This is a genomic window from Micrococcus sp. 116 (assembly GCF_902506395.1).
Lineage (GTDB): Bacteria > Actinomycetota > Actinomycetes > Actinomycetales > Micrococcaceae > Micrococcus > Micrococcus luteus.
Genome location: NZ_LR732370.1, coordinates 2,156,877 through 2,175,296 on the forward strand (window position 1 = coordinate 2,156,877; position 18,420 = coordinate 2,175,296).

17 protein-coding genes and 3 pseudogenes are annotated in these 18,420 nt (G+C 73.5%); 10 read left to right on the forward strand and 10 right to left on the reverse strand.

What is annotated here, in order from left to right; genetic code table 11:
- Nucleotides 1-12: 12 nt before the first annotated feature.
- Nucleotides 13-162, forward strand: a pseudogene (locus CITRIK5_RS12460) (helix-turn-helix domain-containing protein); the annotation flags it as partial.
- Between the two features lie 72 nt (nucleotides 163-234).
- A pseudogene (locus CITRIK5_RS12465) lies at nucleotides 235-537 on the forward strand (integrase core domain-containing protein); the annotation flags it as partial.
- A gap of 1 nt (nucleotide 538) precedes the next feature.
- On the opposite strand, the pseudogene CITRIK5_RS10105 reads toward CITRIK5_RS12465, so the two are convergent.
- A pseudogene (locus CITRIK5_RS10105) lies at nucleotides 539-776 on the reverse strand (leucine zipper domain-containing protein); the annotation flags it as partial.
- A gap of 2 nt (nucleotides 777-778) precedes the next feature.
- Between CITRIK5_RS10105 and CITRIK5_RS10110 the strand changes: the two are divergent.
- Complete coding sequence (locus tag CITRIK5_RS10110; protein WP_159833611.1) at nucleotides 779-1,972, forward strand: CaiB/BaiF CoA-transferase family protein; 1,194 nt, start codon at nucleotides 779-781, stop codon at nucleotides 1,970-1,972.
- A 25-nt stretch (nucleotides 1,973-1,997) separates the two neighbouring features.
- Nucleotides 1,998-3,224 carry an acyl-CoA dehydrogenase family protein gene (locus CITRIK5_RS10115; RefSeq protein WP_129867307.1) on the forward strand — a complete coding sequence of 409 codons (1,227 nt, stop codon included), beginning with the start codon at nucleotides 1,998-2,000 and terminating at the stop codon, nucleotides 3,222-3,224.
- 15 nt (nucleotides 3,225-3,239) lie between these two features.
- Here the strand turns inward: CITRIK5_RS10115 and rimK are convergent, their stop codons facing one another.
- Nucleotides 3,240-4,475 carry a 30S ribosomal protein S6--L-glutamate ligase gene (gene rimK / locus CITRIK5_RS10120; protein WP_159833613.1) on the reverse strand — a complete coding sequence of 412 codons (1,236 nt, stop codon included), beginning with the start codon at nucleotides 4,473-4,475 and terminating at the stop codon, nucleotides 3,240-3,242.
- Between the two features lie 27 nt (nucleotides 4,476-4,502).
- Here rimK and CITRIK5_RS10125 point away from each other — a divergent pair, with 27 nt between their 5' ends.
- The 3 genes from CITRIK5_RS10125 to CITRIK5_RS10135 all read left to right on the forward strand — a co-directional run bounded on the left by CITRIK5_RS10125 (nucleotide 4,503) and on the right by CITRIK5_RS10135 (nucleotide 7,085).
- On the forward strand, nucleotides 4,503-5,033 hold the full coding sequence (locus tag CITRIK5_RS10125) for an ATP-dependent zinc protease (protein WP_061867478.1): 531 nt from the start codon (nucleotides 4,503-4,505) through the stop codon (nucleotides 5,031-5,033).
- Nucleotides 5,030-6,145, forward strand: coding sequence for a succinylglutamate desuccinylase/aspartoacylase family protein (locus CITRIK5_RS10130; RefSeq protein ID WP_061867477.1), 1,116 nt, complete (start codon nucleotides 5,030-5,032; stop codon nucleotides 6,143-6,145). Before CITRIK5_RS10125 ends, CITRIK5_RS10130 begins: the two co-directional genes overlap by 4 nt.
- A gap of 196 nt (nucleotides 6,146-6,341) precedes the next feature.
- Nucleotides 6,342-7,085 carry an MBL fold metallo-hydrolase gene (locus CITRIK5_RS10135; RefSeq protein WP_061867476.1) on the forward strand — a complete coding sequence of 248 codons (744 nt, stop codon included), beginning with the start codon at nucleotides 6,342-6,344 and terminating at the stop codon, nucleotides 7,083-7,085.
- A gap of 14 nt (nucleotides 7,086-7,099) precedes the next feature.
- Here the strand turns inward: CITRIK5_RS10135 and CITRIK5_RS10140 are convergent, their stop codons facing one another.
- The 5 genes from CITRIK5_RS10140 to rpsF all read right to left on the reverse strand — a co-directional run bounded on the left by CITRIK5_RS10140 (nucleotide 7,100) and on the right by rpsF (nucleotide 10,421).
- Nucleotides 7,100-8,323 (reverse strand): MFS transporter, encoded by a 1,224-nt coding sequence (locus tag CITRIK5_RS10140; protein WP_236557177.1) that lies wholly within the window; start codon nucleotides 8,321-8,323, stop codon nucleotides 7,100-7,102.
- A gap of 103 nt (nucleotides 8,324-8,426) precedes the next feature.
- Entirely contained in the window at nucleotides 8,427-8,888 is a 462-nt protein-coding gene (gene rplI / locus CITRIK5_RS10145; RefSeq protein ID WP_002857787.1) for a 50S ribosomal protein L9, read from the reverse strand.
- Nucleotides 8,889-8,916: 28 nt separating this feature from the next.
- Complete coding sequence (gene rpsR / locus CITRIK5_RS10150; protein ID WP_002857788.1) at nucleotides 8,917-9,156, reverse strand: 30S ribosomal protein S18; 240 nt, start codon at nucleotides 9,154-9,156, stop codon at nucleotides 8,917-8,919.
- A 230-nt stretch (nucleotides 9,157-9,386) separates the two neighbouring features.
- A complete protein-coding gene (locus tag CITRIK5_RS10155; RefSeq protein WP_044659956.1) occupies nucleotides 9,387-9,983 on the reverse strand; it encodes a single-stranded DNA-binding protein in 597 nt (198 codons plus the stop codon).
- Nucleotides 9,984-10,115: 132 nt separating this feature from the next.
- On the reverse strand, nucleotides 10,116-10,421 hold the full coding sequence (rpsF, locus tag CITRIK5_RS10160; RefSeq protein ID WP_061867474.1) for a 30S ribosomal protein S6: 306 nt from the start codon (nucleotides 10,419-10,421) through the stop codon (nucleotides 10,116-10,118).
- Between the two features lie 344 nt (nucleotides 10,422-10,765).
- Between rpsF and CITRIK5_RS10165 the strand changes: the two genes are divergently transcribed.
- Nucleotides 10,766-11,332, forward strand: a complete 567-nt coding sequence (locus CITRIK5_RS10165; protein ID WP_157554107.1) for a hypothetical protein — start codon at nucleotides 10,766-10,768, stop codon at nucleotides 11,330-11,332.
- 64 nt (nucleotides 11,333-11,396) lie between these two features.
- Here the strand turns inward: CITRIK5_RS10165 and CITRIK5_RS10170 are convergent, their stop codons facing one another.
- A complete protein-coding gene (locus tag CITRIK5_RS10170) occupies nucleotides 11,397-12,884 on the reverse strand; it encodes a M18 family aminopeptidase (RefSeq protein WP_061867472.1) in 1,488 nt (495 codons plus the stop codon).
- A 107-nt stretch (nucleotides 12,885-12,991) separates the two neighbouring features.
- Between CITRIK5_RS10170 and CITRIK5_RS10175 the strand changes: the two genes are divergently transcribed.
- Nucleotides 12,992-13,324, forward strand: a complete 333-nt coding sequence (locus tag CITRIK5_RS10175) for a hypothetical protein (RefSeq protein ID WP_231862096.1) — start codon at nucleotides 12,992-12,994, stop codon at nucleotides 13,322-13,324.
- Here the strand turns inward: CITRIK5_RS10175 and CITRIK5_RS10180 are convergent.
- Nucleotides 13,315-14,838: a glycosyltransferase family 87 protein gene (locus CITRIK5_RS10180; RefSeq protein ID WP_159833615.1), complete on the reverse strand. Its 1,524-nt coding sequence runs from the start codon at nucleotides 14,836-14,838 to the stop codon at nucleotides 13,315-13,317. The genes CITRIK5_RS10175 and CITRIK5_RS10180 overlap by 10 nt on opposite strands.
- 168 nt (nucleotides 14,839-15,006) lie before the next feature.
- On the opposite strand from CITRIK5_RS10180, the gene CITRIK5_RS10185 reads away from it, so the two are divergent.
- Entirely contained in the window at nucleotides 15,007-16,092 is a 1,086-nt protein-coding gene (locus CITRIK5_RS10185; protein WP_002857798.1) for an inositol-3-phosphate synthase, read from the forward strand.
- A 106-nt stretch (nucleotides 16,093-16,198) separates the two neighbouring features.
- On the opposite strand, the gene CITRIK5_RS12265 is transcribed toward CITRIK5_RS10185, so the two are convergent.
- Nucleotides 16,199-18,337, reverse strand: a complete 2,139-nt coding sequence (locus CITRIK5_RS12265; RefSeq protein WP_231862095.1) for an acyltransferase family protein — start codon at nucleotides 18,335-18,337, stop codon at nucleotides 16,199-16,201.
- Nucleotides 18,338-18,420 lie beyond the last annotated feature (83 nt).

Consider the following 18,420-nt stretch of genomic DNA (forward strand, 5'->3'; position numbering starts at 1 on the left):
GGCCGTCTCAGGATGGTCCACCGCCACCTGCACGACGGGATCCCGCAGGCGCACGTGGCCGCCGAGTTCCGGGTGAGCCGGCCCACGGTGGCCACTTGGGTCGCCCGCTACCGCGCCCAGGGAGAAGCCGGCCTTCAGGACCTGCCCAGCCGGCCGCACCGTTCACCTGCCCAGCTCGATCCGGTCTTGGTCGCCCAGATCCACGCCCTGCGGCGGGAGCGCAGCATCACCGTGGACCGGGTGATCACGGACAACGGGAACAACTATCGGGCTGCGGACTTCACCGCGAAGGTGGTCTCGCTCGGGGGCCGGCATCACCGGATCCGCCCCTACACCCCGCGCCATAACGGAAAGGTCGAGCGGTACAACCGGCTGATGGTCGATGAGGTCCTCTACGCCCGCCCGTACTCCTCAGAGCAAGCTCGGCGTGAGGCCCTGGCGGTGTGGGTGAACCACTACAACTACCATCGGCCTCATACCTCCTGCGGAGACGCTCCTCCGGCCTCGTTGGCACCGGCCCGAGTCAACAACGTCATGNCGTGGATCTGGGCGACCAAGACCGGATCGAGCTGGGCAGGTGAACGGTGCGGCCGGCTGGGCAGGTCCTGAAGGCCGGCTTCTCCCTGGGCGCGGTAGCGGGCGACCCAAGTGGCCACCGTGGGCCGGCTCACCCGGAACTCGGCGGCCACGTGCGCCTGCGGGATCCCGTCGTGCAGGTGGCGGTGGACCATCCTGAGACGGCCGGTCGGGGTCAGGGGTGCGTTAGCGTGAGTCATGAGTGGGTCTTCTCGGGCAGGTCGGTGGTGTAGGAACTTCCATCTCCCCGGCCTCGCTCCCCCTCGACGGCGTCCTCGTCGCCGACTTCTCCCGCGTCCTCGCCGGCCCGCTCGCCACCATGACGCTGGCAGACCTCGGGGCGCGCGTCATCAAGGTGGAGCACCCCGAGCGCGGCGACGACACCCGCGGCTGGGCCCCGCCCCGCTCGGCGACGGGCGCCACCTACTTCGAGTCCGTGAACCGCAACAAGGAGTCGGTCGGCTGGGACCTGAAGGACCCCGAGGACCAGCGGCGGGCCGCCGCCCTGGCCGCCCGGGCCGACGTCGTGGTCCACAACCTCAAGCCCGGCACCATGGAGCGCCTCGGCCTGGGCTACGACGACGTCGCGCGGGAGAACCCGTCCGTGGTCTACGCCGCGGTCTCCGGCTTCGGCGACCGCGAGGGCCGGGACCTGCCCGGCTACGACTTCATCGTCCAGGCCGCGGGCGGACTGATGAGCATCACCGGCGAACCGGACGCCCCGATGAAGGCGGGCGTCGCCCTGGTGGACGTGCTCACGGCCAAGGACCTCACCGCCGGCGTGCTCGCCGCCCTGCTGCGCCGCGAGCGCACCGGGGAGGGTGCCCACCTGCGGCTGAACCTGCTCTCCTCGCTGCAGGGGGCGCTCGCCAACCAGGGCCAGGCATGGCTCGGCGCCGGTGTCGTCCCGCGGCGGATGGGCAACGACCACCCCTCGATCGCCCCCTATCAGCTGCTGGCGTGCCGGGACGCGCCGCTCGCCGTCGCCATCGGCAACGACGCGCAGTTCCGCGCCTTAGCCGCGGCCCTCGGCGTCCCCGAGCTCGCCGAGGACCCGCGCTTCACCACGAACACGGACCGCGTCGGGCACCGCGAGGAGCTGCGCACCGCCCTGGAGGACGCGCTCTCGGCGCAGACGGCGGCCCACTGGCGGGACGTGCTGCAGGCCGAGCGGCTCCCGGTCGGCCTCGTGTCCACCGTCGCCGAGGGCGTCGAGCTGGCCGAGTCCCTCGGCCTCGAGCCGACCGTCGAGGTCCAGGACCGCTCCGGCGCCCCCGCCGGCCGGCAGTTCCGCCACCCGGTGCAGTGGGACCCGCCCGTCGCGCACCCGCGCCACGCGCCGCCCGCGCTCGGCGCGGACACGGCGGCCGTCAACACCTGGCTCGACGCCCGCTGACCACCCCGCAGAGAGGACCCCCGCCATGACCACCCCGTTCCACGCCGAAGCCGACTCGTTCCTCGGCCGCGCCGACGTCGTCGGCCTGGACTCCCTGTTCTCCGCCGAGGAGAAGGCCGTCGCGCTCAAGGTGCGCGGTTTCGTGGACGAGCACATCCGCCCGCACATCGCCCGCTGGTACGACGACGCGGTGTTCCCCCGCGAGATCGTCCCCGAGCTGGGCCGTCTCGGCGTGCTCGGCATGCCCTACGCGGGCCACGGCATGCCCGGCCGCTCGGCGGTGGAGTACGGCCTCGCCGCGCAGGAGCTCGAGGCCGGCGACTCCGGCCTGCGCACCTTCGTCTCCGTGCAGGGCTCGCTCGCGATGGGCGCGATCCACAAGCACGGCTCCGAGGAGCAGAAGGCGCAGTGGCTGCCGCGCATGACCACCGGCGAGGCGGTCGGCTGCTTCGGCCTCACCGAGCCGGGCGCCGGCTCGGACCCGGCCTCCATGACGACGACGGCCCGCCAGGAGCCCGGCGGCGACTGGGTGCTCGACGGGGTCAAGCGGTGGATCGGGCTGGCCACCCTGGCCGACGTCGCGATCATCTGGGCGCAGACCGGCGAGCCCGGCGACGGGCGCGGGGTGCGCGGCTTCGTGGTCCCCACGGACACCCCCGGATTCCGTGCCGAGGCGATCACCCAGAAGCTGTCCATGCGGGCCTCGGTGCAGTGCGAGATCCACCTCGACGGCGTGCGCCTGCCCGCGTCCGCGATGCTGCCGGCCGACTCCGCCGTCGGGCTCAAGGGCCCCTTCCAGTGCCTCAACGAGGCCCGCTACGGGATCATCTGGGGCGCGATGGGCGCCGCCCGCGACTCCTTCGACGCCGTCCTCGACTACGCGATGCAGCGGCAGCAGTTCGGGGTGCCGCTGGCCTCCCACCAGCTGACGCAGGCCAAGCTCGCGGACATGGCCGTGGCCATCGGCAAGGGCTACCTGCTGGCGCACCAGATCGGCCGCGCCAAGGACGCCGGCCCGCTCACCCCCGCCATGATCTCCGCCGGCAAGCTGGACAACTGCCGCGTGGCCATCGGCATCGCGCGGGAGGCCCGCGAGATGCTCGGCGGCAACGGCATCACCCTGGAGCACTCGCCGCTGCGGCACGCGAACAACCTCGAGTCAGTGCGCACCTACGAGGGCACCGACGAGGTCCACCAGCTCACGCTCGGCCGGCACCTCACGGGCATCGGCGCGTTCGCCCCGGCCCGCTGAACCCCGCGCCCGGGCTCAGGCATCGTCGGCGGGCGCCTCGGGCGCCGGGGCCTCCTCGGCCACGGACGCGAGGATCGGGGTGGCCGGCAGCTTCCGCACCCGCTTGGGGCGGCGGGCGCGGGCGGGGATGAGGGCGCGCATGTTCTCGGTCTTGCCGAAGCAGAGCAGCCGGTCGCCCTCCTCGAGGACCTTGGTGTCCGCGGGGTTGGGGAACACGGAGGTGCCGCGGTGCAGGGTGAGCACCTGCAGGTCCTTCGCGAGCAGCTCGGAGTCCTCGATGGACTGGCCCACCCAGCCGGAGCCGGCGTGCACGGTGATCTCACCGACCCCGTACCCGGTGGACACGGCCAGGCGCTGGCGCACGTCGATGTCCGGGAAGCCGGCCTGGTCCGCCACGTAGTCGATGATCGCGCCGGCCACGTCCAGGTCGGTGGCGGCCTCGATGCCCTGCAGCCCCGGGGAGGAGTTCACCTCCATGACCAGCGGGCCGTGCTCGCCCTCGAGCATGTCCACGCCGGCCACCCGCAGGCCCATGATGTGGGCGGCGCGCACGGCGGTCTCCGCGTACTCGGGCGAGAGCTCGACGCGCTCCACGGTGCCGCCGCGGTGCACGTTGGAGCGGAACTCGTCCCCCTGGGCCCGGCGGCGCATCGCGGCCACCACGCGGTCCCCCACCACGAGCGCGCGGATGTCCTTGCCCTTGGACTCCTCCACGAACCGCTGGATGAGCACCTGCTGGTTGGTGCCGTGCAGCGTCTCGATGATCGCCTCGGCCACCTTCTTGGTCGGCGCCAGGATCACGCCGATGCCCTGGGTGCCCTCGAGCAGCTTGATCACCACGGGCGCCCCGCCCACCATGTCGATCGCCGTGGACACCTCGCCGCGGTTGCGCACGAACACGGTGGCGGGCATGTCGATCTCATGGCGGGAGAGGATCTGGGTGGCCCGCAGCTTGTCCCGCGAGTTCATGATCCCGGCGGCCGTGTTCGGCGTGTAGACGTCCATCTGCTCGAACTGGCGCACCACGGCGGTGCCGAAGTAGGTCACCGAGTTGCCGATGCGCGGCAGCACGGCGTCATAGCCGGAGAGGGGGCGGCCACGGAACATCAGATCGGGCTCGTCCGAGCTGAGGTCGATCCCGAAGCGTAGGGTGTCCAGGACCTTCACCTCGTGGCCGCGCTCGAGCGCCGCGGTCTTGAGCCGCTGCGTCGAGTAGGCGCGCAGGGAACGGGAGAGGATGGCGAGCTTCATGACCGCTTTCCTGGGAGGATGAGGGGCGTGTCTGAATCTAAGCACACGGCCCCGGCCCCCCACGGCGCGCCCGCCACCGACGACGGCGCCGCTCGCCCGGGTCTGGTGGGCTGGCGCGAATGGGTCGGCCTGCCCGCCGCCCACACCCCCTGGATCAAGGCCAAGATCGACACCGGCGCCCGCACCTCGGCGCTCCACGCCTTCGGCATCGAGCGGTTCGCCCGCGACGGCGCCGCGTGGGTCCGGTTCGAGGTGCACCCGTGGCAGACCTCGGCGGCGGACGCGCGGACGGCCGAGCTGCCGGTGGCCGACCTGCGCACGGTCCGCTCCTCGAACGGCGAGGCGCAGGAGCGCGTCGTCGTCGTGATGCCGCTGACCCTGGCCGGCCGCACGATCGAGGCGGAGGTGACCCTGACCCACCGGGACGAGATGGGCTTCCGCATGCTCGTGGGGCGCACCGCGCTGGCCGCCGGCGGCCTCCTCGTGGACCCCGCCGCCTCGTACGTGGGCGGGCAGCCGCCGCGCGGCGTGCGCCGCCGGAACCGGGGACGCGCATGAGCCCTCGCCCCGCCCGCGCCCCCTTCGCGTTCGGCGGGGTCGAGGTGGCGGCAGGCCGCCGCCACGAGCTGTCCCTGCCGATCTCCCAGCTCGTCACCGGCGCGGACGTCACCCTGCCCGTGCACGTGCTGCACGGCCGCGAGGACGGGCCCACCGTGTGGGTCTCCGCCGCGATCCACGGGGACGAGGTGGCCGGCGTCGAGATCGTCCGCCGCGTCCTGGAGCGGCTGCAGCCCAAAAACCTGCGCGGCACCCTGCTGGCCGTGCCCATCGTCAACGTGCTCGGCGTGATGGCCGGAGACCGCTACCTGCCGGACCGCCGCGACCTGAACCGCTCCTTCCCCGGCTCCGCCCGAGGCTCGCTGGCCTCGCGCATCGCGCACCTGATGATGACCGAGGTGATCGGCCGCTGCACCGTGGGCATCGACCTGCACACCGGCGCGGACCGCCGCTCCAACCTGCCGCAGATCCGGTGCGACCTGGAGGACCCCCAGACCCGCGCGCTCGCGGAGGCGTTCGGCGCGCCCGTGCTCTTCCACGCCCGCCTGCGGGACGGCTCCCTGCGCGCCGCGGCCCGCGAGACCGGCGCGCGCGTGCTGCTCTACGAGGCCGGTGAGGCCTGGCGGTTCGACGAGTACGCGATCGCCCCCGGCGTGGACGGGGTCCTGCGCGTGCTCGCCGCCCTGGACATGGTGGACCCCGCGGACGTCGGGCTCACCGAGCCCGGGCCGGACGCCGTCGTCGACGCCCCCGGTCCGCTGCCCGGCGAGGTCCCCGAGGAGCGGACCACGGACGTGCCCGAGGCGACCGACGCCACCGGCGAGGACACCGCCGCCGTGCACCCCGACGTCGTCGACGGCGAGCAGGACGCCCCGTACCTGGTGTGGCAGTCCACGTGGGTGCGCGCCCGCGCGGACGGCCTCGTGCACCTGGACGTCGCGCTCGGCGAACGCGTGAGCGCCGGGGACCGGATCGGCGCGCTCTACAACTCGTTCGGCCGCCGCCTCGCGCACGTGAAGGCCGAGCTGACCGGCGTGGTCATCGGCCGCACCGAGGCACCCCTGGTGCACCGCGGCGACGCCCTCGTGCACATCGGGGGATGGGACGCGTGAGCAGCCCCACGACGACGGCGGCCCCGGCCCCGCCCGCGCGCTGACCCGGGGCCGCGGGGCGCCGTCGTCGGGCGGCGCGGGACGCTGAGCCCTATCGCGGCCACGTGCGCCGATGCTCCACTGGGGGTTCGAACCGCCCGCCGAGGCCCTCGCCGGGCCGGCGGTGCGACCCGCCCACCGTCCTGGAGGTTCCGTCATGACCGCCCGTCCCGTCGCCCCCGGCATCCACCTCGTCCAGCACGCGAACGTGAACTGCTACCTCATCGAGGACACGGACGGGCTGACCCTCGTGGACGCCGGCCTGCCCGCCGTGTGGCGTCCGCTGGGGCACGCCGTGCGCGCGCTCGGGCATCGCCCGGAGGACATCAAGGCCCTCGTGCTCACGCACGCGCACTTCGACCACGTCGGTGCCGCGCGTCGCCTCGTGGAACGGCTGGGGGTCCCGGTGTACGCCCACCGCGCCGAGCACTACCTCGCCGCCCATCCCTACTCCTACGCGCACGAGAACCCGCGCGCGCTCTACCCCCTCCGCCACCCGGCCGCGCTGCCGATCCTGGGCTCGATGGTGGCCGCCGGGGTGTTCGCGGTGAAGGGCGTCAGGGCGACGGCCGAGCTCACCCCGGGGGAGACGGTGCCCGTCCCCGGGCGCCCCGTGGTGGTGCCGAGCCCGGGCCACACGCACGGCCACTGCGCCCTGCACCTGCCCGACCGGGACGTCCTCATCTCCGGCGACGCCCTCGTCACCCTGGACCCCTACACCGGCCGCCGCGGCCCGCGCATCATCGCCGGGGCCGCGACCGCCGACAGCGGCCTCGCCCTGCGCTCGCTGGACGCCCTCGCCGCGACGGGGGCCGGCACGGTCCTGCCCGGTCACGGCGAGCCGTGGCACAGCGGCGTCGCGAGCGCCGTCGAGGAGGCGCGCCGGCACGGGCCCGCCTGAGCGCGCCGGCCCGCTCAGGCCGGGGACGGGCGCCGGGCGATGGCCCGGCCGCCGTGCACGAGCCGGTAGTAGAGCAGCAGCGCCACCCCGACCCCGCCGGAGAACAGGTACATCACCGGGATCCCGACGGCGGCCACCACCGCGCCGAGCACCATGGGGCCGAGGCCGGTGCCGAGGTCCAGGAGCAGGAAGAACGTGCCCGTGGCGACGCCGATCTCGGTGGGCCGGACCACCTTGATCGCGATGGTCTGGAACACGCTCACCACGGGCCCGTAGGTCAGCCCCAGCAGGGCGCCGGCCACGAGCATGCCCGCCGGCTCCCGCCACAGCGCCAGCACCGCGTAGGAGACGGCCATGCCCGCGAGGATCGGGTAGACGACGGCGTTGTCCCCGTGCCGGTCGTGCAGCACGCCCAGGACGGCGCGGCCCACGATGGTGCCCGCGGCGAAGAGCAGGAAGAACAGGCTCGGCACCATCGCCGGGTAGCCCTGCTGCTGCGCGAACGTGGCCATGAACGCGAGGATGCCGCCGTACATGAACCCGGAGGCCAGGGCCACGCCCGCCGCCGGCGCCACCTCCGCGGAGAACACGTCCGCCCGGTGCAGCCGGAACCGGCCCGTCAGCGGCGGCTCGGGCACGCGCAGGAACAGGGCGATCAGCAGGGCCATGCCCGTGAAGCCGATGCACGCCCAGAACAGGGCGTCGTAGCCGACGGTGGTGCTCAGCTGCAGGGCCACCATCGGTCCGACGGCGCCCGCGAGCGTCATGGACGTGGAGAACCAGCCGGTGCCCTCGGAGCGGCGCACGGGCGGGACGATCCGCTGCACGGCCGTGGCCAGCACGGTGCCGGCCGCGCCGAAGCACATGCCGTTGAGCAGCCGCACCGCGGTCAGCGTGGCCAGGGAGTCCGCCCAGAGGTACGCCGCCGTCGTGAGGACGTAGCAGGCCAAGGCGACGAGCAGGACCCGCCGCCGCCCCCACGCGAAGGTGGTGGGCGTCGTCGTCATGCGGGTGAGGACCGCGCCCAGCACGAACGCCCCCACCACGACGCCGGCCTCCGCGTCCGACGCGCCGAAGGACGTGACGGCGTAGAGCGCCATCGCGGTCATGAGCGTGTAGAAGATCATCGCCACGAACAGGTAGGTGGCGCTGACGAGGATGAACGGGCGCGTCCACAGTGGCGGGCGCGGGGCCGCCGTCGAGCCGGCGGGGTCGGAGGGCGGTGGGGCGGAGGGCATGATCTCCATGTTCCCCCACGGCACGAGGCCCCGGCCCGCTCGTGAAGAGCGGACCGGGGCCTCGGGTGCGCGTCGCGGGCGCGACGGGCTCAGAAGCGGTTGATCACTTCTTGGCCTTGGCGGCCACGACCTGCAGCTGGACGGTCGCGATGACGTCCTCGTGCAGGCGGACCTGGGCCTCGTGGTTGCCCACGGACTTGATGTGCGCCGGCAGGGTGATCGAGCGCTTGTCCACGGAGCCGAGGCCGGCGGCCTCGATCGCCTCGGCGACGTCGGCGGTCTGGACGGCGCCGAACAGGCGACCCTCCGCACCGGCGGTGCGCTCGAGCTTCACGGTGGCGGACTGGAGCTGCGCGGCCTGGGCCTGCGCGTCCTCCAGGTTCGCCACGGCGCGGGCCGCGCGGGCCTTCTGCAGGGACTCGACCTGCTTCTCCCCGCCCTTGGTCCACACGGTGGCGAAACCGCGCGGGAGCAGGTAGTTGCGGGCGTACCCGTTCTTGACCTCGACCACGTCACCGGAGGTGCCGAGACCGGCCACTTCCTGGGTCAGGATGAGCTTTGCCATCTGGGTGTTCCTTCCTTCGCTCGCTCGATCAGCCGCGGCCGGCGCCGGCGTAGGGCAGCAGGGCCACCTCGCGGGCGTTCTTGACGGCCTGGGCGATCTTGCGCTGCTCCTGGACGGTCACGCCGGTCACGCGACGGGCACGGATCTTCCCGCGGTCGGAGATGAACTTGCGCAGCAGGGCCACGTCCTTGTAGTCGATCTCGGTGATCTTGGCGGCCTTGAGCGGGTTGGACTTCGGTTTGGGCTTGCGGAGTTCAGCCTTCGCCATCGTGGTGCTCCTTCAGAGTTCTCTGGAGCCCGCAGAACGGTTCTGCGGGATGGGATCACGCGACGTCCCGTGCCGGGCACGGGGCCGTGTGCAGTGCGGCCCGGCGGTGCCGGGTCGCGGGTGGGATGGGCCGCCGGGGCGGCCCTCCGGGCGAGGTGCGCCCGGACGGAGAGGTCCGTGGTGTTCCGTGTCCGTCGCGGCCGTGGGGGCCGCGCCCGGTCAGCGCAGGATCAGAACGGGGGCTCGTTGGAGGACGGGGTGTCCCATCCGCCGCCACCGCCGCCGGACCAGGGGTCCTGCGGCGCGGCCTGGCCGCCGCCCTGCTGCTGGCCGCCCCAGCCGCCGCCCTGCTGGGCGCCGCCGAAGCCGCCGTCGTTGTTCCCCCCGAAGCCGCCGCCGGCCGGGGCGCCGCCGAAGCCGCCCCCCTGCTGGCCGCCGCCGAAGCCACCGCCGCCGCCGCCGCGCTGGGCGCGGGTGACCTTGGCCGTGGCGAACCGCAGCGCCGGGCCGACCTCGTCCACGTCCAGCTCCCAGCTGGTGCGACGATTGCCGTCCCGGTCGTCGTAGGAGCGCGCCCTGAGGCGGCCCTGCACGATCACGCGCATGCCCTTGGTCAGCGACTCCGCCACGTTCTCCGCAGCCTCGCGCCAGACCGAGCAGCGCAGGAACAGCGCTTCGCCGTCCTTCCACTCGTTGGTCTGACGGTCGAACGTGCGGGGCGTGGACGCGACGGTGAAGTTCGCGACGGCCGCGCCGTTCGGGGTGAAGCGCAGCTCCGGGTCGGCGGTGAGGTTGCCGACCACGGTGATGACGGTCTCGCCTGCCATGGTCACTCCTGTCTTCGGGGGTTCTGCCGGTCAGTGACCGGATCCGAGGATCCGGGACTGCTCAGCGGGGTTCCGGTGGGGGCGTCGGGGACTGATCCGATGCTCTCAGACCCTCCGGACACGGTACGAGGATCACTCAGCGGTGATCTTCTGCTCCTCCGGACGGATGATCTTGGTGCGCAGGATCGTCTCGTTGAGGTTCAGCAGACGGTCCAGCTCCTGGGTGGCGGCCGGCTCCGACTGGAAGTTGACGACCACGTAGATGGCCTCGGACTTCTTCTGGATCTCGTAGGCGGTCTTGCGGCGACCCCACACGTCGACGTTGTCGACGGTGCCGCCGGCGTTCGTGACGACCTCGAGGTACTTCTTCAGGGTCGGCTCCACGGTGCGCTCGTCGACCTCAGGGTCGATCAGCACCATCAGCTCATAAGCACGCATGCGAACCCACCTCCTCTGGGCTTGCGGCCGCGGTCTCTCCGCGGCAGGAGGTTCTGCGTTCTCCCCTTACGCATGCATCCGCACTCTTCGGCGGCACGCAGGGGATCCCGTCAAGAATACCAGCACTGCGCCTCCGCAGATGAGGTGCCACCCCTAGGGGGCCGTGGGGTGGCCGGGGCTTGCCCTCGGTCGACGACGACGTACCTTGGAAGGAGGACACACATCCTGTGTCACACCCCTCTCACGTTTCGGAGCATCCCATGTCAGAGTCCACGTCGGCAGCGCCCCAGCCGTCCCAGTCCGTCCCCTCCCGCCGCCGAGTCGCCAGCAGCCTCGCGTGGGCGGTGCCGACCGTCGTCGCCGCCGCCGCTGCCCCCGCCGAGGCGGCCAGCCCTCTCCCGCGGATCGACCGCGTGTTCCGGGTCACCCGCGGCACCCAGGCAGCCGTGCCCGGCGCGTCGGTGTCGGAATGCCGCTCGGGTTCCCGCTTGAGCGTCACCACGGACGACGTCAACAACTACTACCGGATCGTCAATGTGCGCACCGGCTCCACGGTGACGAACGTGACCGCCTCCATCCTGGTGCAGAGGAGCGTGGTGGATGCGATGGCGCGGAACAGCAACCCCCTCACCTGGACGAACCACACGACAACAGACTGGAGCAACCCCGTCCTTGAGGTCTCCGGCACCACGCCGGCCGTGTACACCAACGACGGCATCGAGTACTACCGCTACTACAGCACGCTCAAGACCGCGGTACCCGCCCCCGTCTCAGGCACCATCACCCTGCCGCGCATCGGGTGGTACAGCAACTGCAGCACGGCCCTCGCCGGCGTGTCGGTCAACGGGCGCGGCTCCGCCGTCGTGAACGGCACGACCTTGGTCAATGTCGGCGGCTTTCGGACGGTGTGACCCCAGGCTCCGCCGGCTGACGCAGCCCCGCGCACGCCGCTCGCGGCGCCCCCCACGCGCAGCCTCACACCCCGCGGAAGAACTCCCGCACGGCCGCCGTCAGGTGCTCCACGTCCCGCACGCCGCACATCTCGCGCGCCGAGTGCATGGACAGCAGGCCCAGGCCCACGTCCACGGTCCGGATGCCCAGGCGGGTCGCCGAGATCGGGCCGATGGTGGAGCCGCAGGGGACGTCGTTGTGGGAGACGAACTCCTGGAACGGCACCCCCGCCACGCCGCACCAGCGGGCGAACGCGGCCTCACCCCCCGCGTCGGTGGCGTAGCGCTGGTTGGCGTTGATCTTCAGCAGCGGGCCGTGGTTCACGCGCGGGTGGTTCACGGGGTCGTGCCGCTCGGCGTAGTTCGGGTGCACCAGGTGGCCGGCGTCCGCGGACAGCAGCCAGGACCCCGCGATCGCCCGCGCCCGGCCCTGCCCGGCCACGCCGAGCGCCTCGAGCACGCGCCCCATGACCTCCTCGAGCAGCGGCCCGGCCGCCCCGGACCGCGACGCCGACCCCAGCTCCTCGTGGTCGAACGCGGCGAGCAGCGGGATCACCGGGGCGCCGGCCGCCTCACCGGCCACCCCGCCCGCGACGGTCCCCTCGTACGCGATCGCCCCCTCGGCGCCACCGTGCTCGCGCGCCAGCTCCTCGAGCGCCACGAGGCCCGCGTGCACCGAGCTCAGGTTGTCCAGCCGGCCCGACGCGAAGAACTCGCCCGCCAGCCCGAAGAGTCCGGGCGCCTGGGCGTCGGCCACCACGACGTCGTGCCCGCGCACCGCGGCCGGGTCCACGCCGGCGGCGGCCGCGAGCGCGGTCAGCACGTCACCGGGCACGCGGGCGGCCAGACCGTCGGCCTCCGCCTCGCCGGCGCCCTCGCCGCGCGGGGCGAGCGCCCCCACGACGGGGTTCGTGTGCCGCTGCCGCTTCAGCGTCAGCCCCTCGTTGACCTCGCGGTCCAGGTGGATGGCCAGCTGCGGGATGCGCCCCACGGGCCCGGTCGCGGCGAGCACCTGCGTGCCGTCGTCGAGGGCGAGACGCCCGGCGAACCGCAGCTCACGGTCCAGCCACGAGTTCAGCAGCGGGCCGCCGTACACCTCGACGCCGGCCTGCACCCAGCCGTCGGCCGTCACGGTGGCCGGGTTCGGCTTGAGCTTGAACCCCGGCGAGTCCGTGTGTGCGCCGAGCACGCGGAACACCGGCACGACGCCGGCGCTCTGCCCCGCCTCGTCCGGCCCGGCCGCGCGCGCCTCAGCACCCTCGTGGCGGCCCAGCGCCCCGGCACCCGTCGGCACGATCCAGGCCACCGCCGCGCCGTCGCGCACCACCACGTAGCCGCCCGGGGCCGACGGGAAGTCGACCGTCTCGTCCAGGCGGGTGAAGCCGACGGCCTCCAGGCGGCGTGCGACCTCCTCCGCGGCGTGGTAGCTGGAGGGCGAGGCGGTCACGAACTCGGCCAGGTCCCGCAGGTGGGCGGGCAGCTCGGCGACGGTGTCACGGGTCACGGGGGTCATGACCCGACCGTACCGCGCCCCACCATCCGTCCGACTACCCTGGCCCGAAAGCGGCCCCGGCCGCATCGCCCGCCCCGTCAGCGCAGGAGGAGCCCGCCGTGGACATCATGATCGCCGTCGCCGTGGGGGTCTTCCTCCTGGTGGCGTGGACCGTGGGCGGCTGGGCCATCGTGCGGATGGGCTTCACCCGGGACGGGGACGCGGCCCGCACCCCCGCCCACGACGACGGCGCCGCGCGTCCGGCGCACCCCGGCGCGGCCGCGGACCCGGCCACCGACCCCCACGTGATCTGGCGCGAGCAGATGAAGGCGGCCACGGCCGCCTCCGGGGCGCAGTGCGTCTGTCCGCCGCCGCCCCGCGAGGACGGCGCCGCCGAGGCGGGGACGACCGCGGCGCCGTCGTCCCCGGACTGCCCGATCCACCGCTGGGACTACGCCTGAACCGCGGCCGGCCGGTCTGAGCGCCCCCGGGCCGGGCCGGCGTACGCGCCGGCGAGCGGGTCGGCGTCCGGGTGGCCGCCGTGGTCGCGCTTCACGAGGTCCTCCGCCGGGTGCAGCATCTCCCACACGACGCGCCCGCACAGCCACAGCACCGCGAGCATGTGGGCAAGGATCGCGGCCACGTAGACGGAGTCGTCCATGGAGTGCTGCGGCGGGGTCTCGGCCACCCCCTTGGCCAGGTACATCCACACGGCGAAGAAGTGCAGCGCCTCCACCGTCTGCCACACCCAGAAGTCCCGCCAGCGCGGCAGGGCGAGCGCCAGGAGCGGGATCAGCCAGACCACGAACTGCGGTGAGTACACCTTGTTGGTGAGCACGAACGCCGCCACCACCAGGAACGTCAGCTGCGCCAGCCGCGGGGTGTGCCGCACCCGCACGCCGAGCACGAAGATCCCGAGGCAGCACACCGCGAAGGTGCCGTAGGCCAGCAGGGTGAGGGAGTCCTCCGGCACGAACGCCCACCCGGCCTGCGCGGCGGTCACGTCCCACGCGTGCCACACGCTGGACAGGCCCGGCCCGCGCTCGCCGGAGAAGGTGAAGAACACGGACCACGCCTGGAAGTTCACCGCCATGAGCGGCACGTTGACCGCCGCCCACGCCGCCACCGTGCCCCCGGCCGCGAGCAGGAACGGCCGCCACCGCCGCGAGCGCACCGCCAGGATCAGCAGCGGCCCCAGGATCAGCAGCGGATACAGCTTCATGGCCGCGCCGAGGCCGAACAGCACCCCCGCCGTCAGGGACCGGCCGCGCGACCACGCGTACATGCCGCACGCCAGCAGGGCCACGGCCCACAGGTCCCAGTTGATGGTGCCGGCCAGCACGATCCCCGGGGCCACGGCCACCATGAGCCCGTCCGTCCACCGGCGCCCCGCCATCCGGACGGTCAGCACCGCGACGACGGCCCACAGCACCACCACGAACCCGAGGTTCACGAGCCAGAACACCACCGTGCCCTGCTCCGGCGAGAACGGCAGCGCCTGCGTGATCCAGGCCGCCACCGAGCCCACGACGGACATCAGCACGGGGTACTCGAACGTGGAGCCCGCCCGGAACGGCGCCCAGGGGTCCGCCGCGAACCCGCGCCCGCCGTAGAGCGCGGCCCAGTCCGAGTAGCAGCCCGCGTAGTAGACGTCCGGGGCGCCCCAGCCGTGCAGCAGGCACGGCGACTTCTGCAGCACGGTCACGACGGCGGCCAGAGCCACCAGCAGCCCCGTCAGCGCCGCGGGCCCGGCCCAGGAGCCGGTCCCCCGTCCGGGGCCGTTCGCCGCGAGGCCGCCGGCGAGCTGGAAGCGGCCGCCGCGCTCGCCGGGGGCGGGCAGGGTCCCGGACGGTGCGCTGTCAGCGGAACGCCCGGCGGGGGCACCCGGGTCGGCCACGGCGTCGCACGGGGCGCCGTCCGCGGCGTGAGTAGGCGGCTCGCTGGGGGTCGCGGCATGCGCGGGGGCCGGTCTCATGCCCCCATCCTAGGAAGCCGCCCGGACACCGGACGGGCGGGGCCGCCGTCGTCGGTCGTAGACTGGCGGGGTTGATCCCCGGGTGAGCGCCCCGCCGAACGGTGTGGGCCCCCCTGCGCGCGCCGCGTGCCCGCACCCGTTCCGGACAGTCGAGGAGAGAACCAGACCGTGGCCACCAATCCCATCCGCGTCGCCATCGCCGGCGTGGGCAACTGCGCAACATCCCTCATCCAGGGTGTGGAGTACTACCGCGAGGCGAAGGCCACGGACACGGTCCCAGGCCTGATGCACGTGCAGTTCGGCGACTACCACGTGTCCGACCTCGAGTTCGTGGCCGCGTTCGACGTGGACGCGAAGAAGGTCGGCCTGGACCTGTCCGAGGCCATCACCGCCTCCGAGAACAACACCATCAAGATCGCGGACGTGCCCCACGCGGACGTCACCGTCCAGCGCGGCCCCACCCTGGACGGCCTCGGCAAGTACTACGCCGAGACCATCGAGGAGTCGGAGGCCGAGCCCGTGGACGTGGCCCAGGCCCTCCGCGACGCGGAGGTGGACGTGCTGGTCTGCTACCTGCCCGTCGGCTCGCAGCTGGCCACCGAGCACTACGCCCAGGCCGCGATCGACGCCGGCGTCGCGTTCGTGAACGCCCTGCCCGTGTTCATCGCCGGCACCCCGGAGTGGGCCGAGAAGTTCACCGCCGCGGGTGTGCCGATCGTGGGCGACGACATCAAGTCCCAGATCGGCGCCACCATCACCCACCGCGTGATGGCCAAGCTGTTCGAGGACCGCGGCGTCACCCTGGACCGCACCTACCAGCTCAACGTGGGCGGCAACATGGACTTCAAGAACATGCTCGAGCGTGAGCGCCTGGAGTCCAAGAAGATCTCCAAGACGCAGGCCGTCACCTCCAACACCTCCGCGCAGCTGGGCGAGAAGGACGTGCACATCGGCCCGTCCGACTACGTGGCCTGGCTCGACGACCGCAAGTGGGCGTTCGTGCGCCTCGAGGGCCGCAACTTCGGCGACGCCCCGGTCTCGCTCGAGTACAAGCTCGAGGTGTGGGACTCCCCCAACTCGGCCGGCGTGATCATCGACGCCGTGCGCGCCGCGAAGATCGCCCTGGACCGCGGCATCGGCGGCCCGATCCTCTCGGCCTCGTCCTACTTCATGAAGTCCCCGCCCGTGCAGCACAACGACGACGCGGCGCACGAGCTCGTGGAGGCCTTCATCCGCGGCGACATCGAGCGCTGACCCGCCCGGTCCCCGCGGACCGCGCACGACGCCGGCCCGTCACCCTCCCCGTGGAGGTGACGGGCCGGCGTCGTCGTGGGGGCGCGCGCCGCCCCGGCCACCGCGCTCAGCGCCGCGCGCCGAGCCGGTCCTCGATGGTGAGCCGGACGAGCTGGGCGTACATGGCCTGGCCGTCGGCGCGGGGGTGCACGCCGTCGGCGGAGAAGTCCGTGACGTGCTGCTTCGCCGCGGCGTCCCAGTCCGCCAGGACGATCCGGTCCGGGTGGGCCTTGGCCTGCGCCTCCATCTGCACCTGCACGTCCGCGATCCAGTCCATCGGGCCGTGCGGGACGACGAGCACGAGCAGCCGGTCCTCGCCGACGGCCGCCAGGATCTTCTCCCAGTCGCCCCGATGGGTGGTGCCGTTGGCGCCCAGGGCCACCACGACGACGTCGCTCAGCTGGCCGTCCGCCTTGAGCTTCTCGAGCTCGTCCGCGGCGTCCCAGATCTGGTAGCCCACCTCTGCCTCGAGCAGCATCCCCGGCAGCTGCTCCATGAGCGTGGGCGCGGCCGAGAGCGAGACGGAGTCGCCGATCAGGGTGACGTCCGGGCCGAGCTCGGACGGCGGCAGGGCCGCGGTGAGCTGCTCCTTGGAGTACGTGGGGCGCGTGACGGCCGGGTCGCCGAGCCCGAGCCCGGACGGCTCGGCGGACGATCCGGGCGAGGACGTCGCGCCGGCGGAGCTCTCCGCGTCCCCGGGGGCGGCCGAGCCGGGCGAGGCCGAGGCCGACGCCTCGGCCCGCTTCGACTGCTCCGCCGCGCGGGACTCGCGGGCCGCCTGCTGCGCCGCCTGGGCGGCCTTGAGGGACTCCTCCGCCTGGGCGATGTCCTGCTCGAGCTGGGTCTGCGCGGGCGAGTGCACCACGGCGGCCACGGCCGCCGTGGGGACGGCCACGAGCCCCAGCGCAGTGGCGGCGGCCGCGAGCCGGCCGATCGGCCCGGCCCCGCCCGTGAACGCCCGCCGCGCGGCCGCGCCCCAGCGGCCGAAGGCGCCCCTGAACCCCTCGTGGAGGATGGGCTCCTCGATCAGCCGGGTGCTCAGGTCGGCGATCAGGGCGGTCAGCAGCAGGATCGCGCCGGCGGCCACGGGCTCGACCCACCCGGGGGCGTCCACGGGCACCATCACGCGCATGATCACGAGCAGCGGCCAGTGCCACAGGTACGCGGCGTAGGAGCGGCGCCCCCACCAGCGCAGGAACCCGTTGCCCAGCGCGCGCGAGAGCGAGTCGCGCCGGTCGCCCTGCACCACGTGCCAGACGATGAACGCGACGACGGCGGACAGGCCCGCCAGCACTCCGCGGTACGTGCTCGCGTGGCCGCCGTCGACCAGGGCGAAGCCCGCCGCGAGCACCGCGACGGCGCCCCACGCGACAGCCACCCGCGTGGCCGAGGTCCGCGGCTCGGGGCCGCCGTGCTCGGGCCGGGGCACATGGGCCAGGCCGATCGCCACGCACGCGCCGAACAGCAGGCCGAAGGCGTGGGTGTCCGTGCCGAAGTAGAGGCGGGCCTGCTCGAACCCGTGCCACGAGCCCCAGGCCATCCACGCCGCGGAGGCCACGGCCGCGACCGCGACCGCGAGGATACGACGTCGGTCCGCCACCCGCCCCGAGTTCACCGTGCTGCGCGGCGGCCAGGTGAGCAGGAGCAGCCCCCAGAGGAGCAGGGGCCAGAGGATGTAGAACTGCTCCTCGATCGCCAGGGACCACAGGTGCTCGAACAGAGGCGGCGAGGCGCGGTTGAAGTAGTCCCCGCCCTCGAGGATCATCACCCAGTTGCTGGTGTAGGTCAGGGCGCCGAACCATTGGCGACCCAGGCCCGCGGGGAACTCGTCCACCGCCAGCCACGCGAGCGCGGTGGTGCCCACGAGCGCCATCAGCATGGCCGGGATGAGTCGTCGGACGCGCTTCATCCAGAAGGTGCCCAGCGCCACGCCCCGGCCCGCGTCCACACCGCGGACCAGGCCGGTGGTGATGAGGAAGCCGGAGAGCACGAAGAACATGTCCACGCCCACGAACCCGCCGCGCAGGAAGGTGGGCCAGGCGTGGAAGACGAGCACGGCGAGCACCGCGATCCCCCGCAGCCCGTCGAGGGCGGTCACCCGGCCGGGGCCGCGGCTGACCCGCGTGCCGACCTTGACGGCGGGCACGCCGTCCTGGGGCGACAGGGCATGGCGGGGCACGGGCGCGGTGCGCTGGTCGGAACTCACAGCGGTCGATCATTCCATCCCGACCTGGATGGGCCAAAGCCTCCGGCTATCCCCCACCCACCCACCGCGTTGGGGGCGGTTTC

What these genes read in the sequence shown, in the direction of transcription:
- CITRIK5_RS10115 (WP_129867307.1), top strand. Translation starts at nt 1,998, where the DNA reads ATGACCACCCCGTTCCACGCCGAAGCCGACTCGTTCCTCGGCCGCGCC.
- rimK (WP_159833613.1), bottom strand. Translation starts at nt 4,475, where the DNA reads ATGAAGCTCGCCATCCTCTCCCGTTCCCTGCGCGCCTACTCGACGCAG.
- CITRIK5_RS10130 (WP_061867477.1), top strand. Translation starts at nt 5,030, where the DNA reads ATGAGCCCTCGCCCCGCCCGCGCCCCCTTCGCGTTCGGCGGGGTCGAG.
- CITRIK5_RS10135 (WP_061867476.1), top strand. Translation starts at nt 6,342, where the DNA reads ATGACCGCCCGTCCCGTCGCCCCCGGCATCCACCTCGTCCAGCACGCG.
- CITRIK5_RS10140 (WP_236557177.1), bottom strand. Translation starts at nt 8,323, where the DNA reads ATGCCCTCCGCCCCACCGCCCTCCGACCCCGCCGGCTCGACGGCGGCC.
- rplI (WP_002857787.1), bottom strand. Translation starts at nt 8,888, where the DNA reads ATGGCAAAGCTCATCCTGACCCAGGAAGTGGCCGGTCTCGGCACCTCC.
- rpsR (WP_002857788.1), bottom strand. Translation starts at nt 9,156, where the DNA reads ATGGCGAAGGCTGAACTCCGCAAGCCCAAACCGAAGTCCAACCCGCTC.
- CITRIK5_RS10155 (WP_044659956.1), bottom strand. Translation starts at nt 9,983, where the DNA reads ATGGCAGGCGAGACCGTCATCACCGTGGTCGGCAACCTCACCGCCGAC.
- rpsF (WP_061867474.1), bottom strand. Translation starts at nt 10,421, where the DNA reads ATGCGTGCTTATGAGCTGATGGTGCTGATCGACCCTGAGGTCGACGAG.
- CITRIK5_RS10170 (WP_061867472.1), bottom strand. Translation starts at nt 12,884, where the DNA reads ATGACCCCCGTGACCCGTGACACCGTCGCCGAGCTGCCCGCCCACCTG.
- CITRIK5_RS10175 (WP_231862096.1), top strand. Translation starts at nt 12,992, where the DNA reads ATGATCGCCGTCGCCGTGGGGGTCTTCCTCCTGGTGGCGTGGACCGTG.
- CITRIK5_RS10180 (WP_159833615.1), bottom strand. Translation starts at nt 14,838, where the DNA reads ATGAGACCGGCCCCCGCGCATGCCGCGACCCCCAGCGAGCCGCCTACT.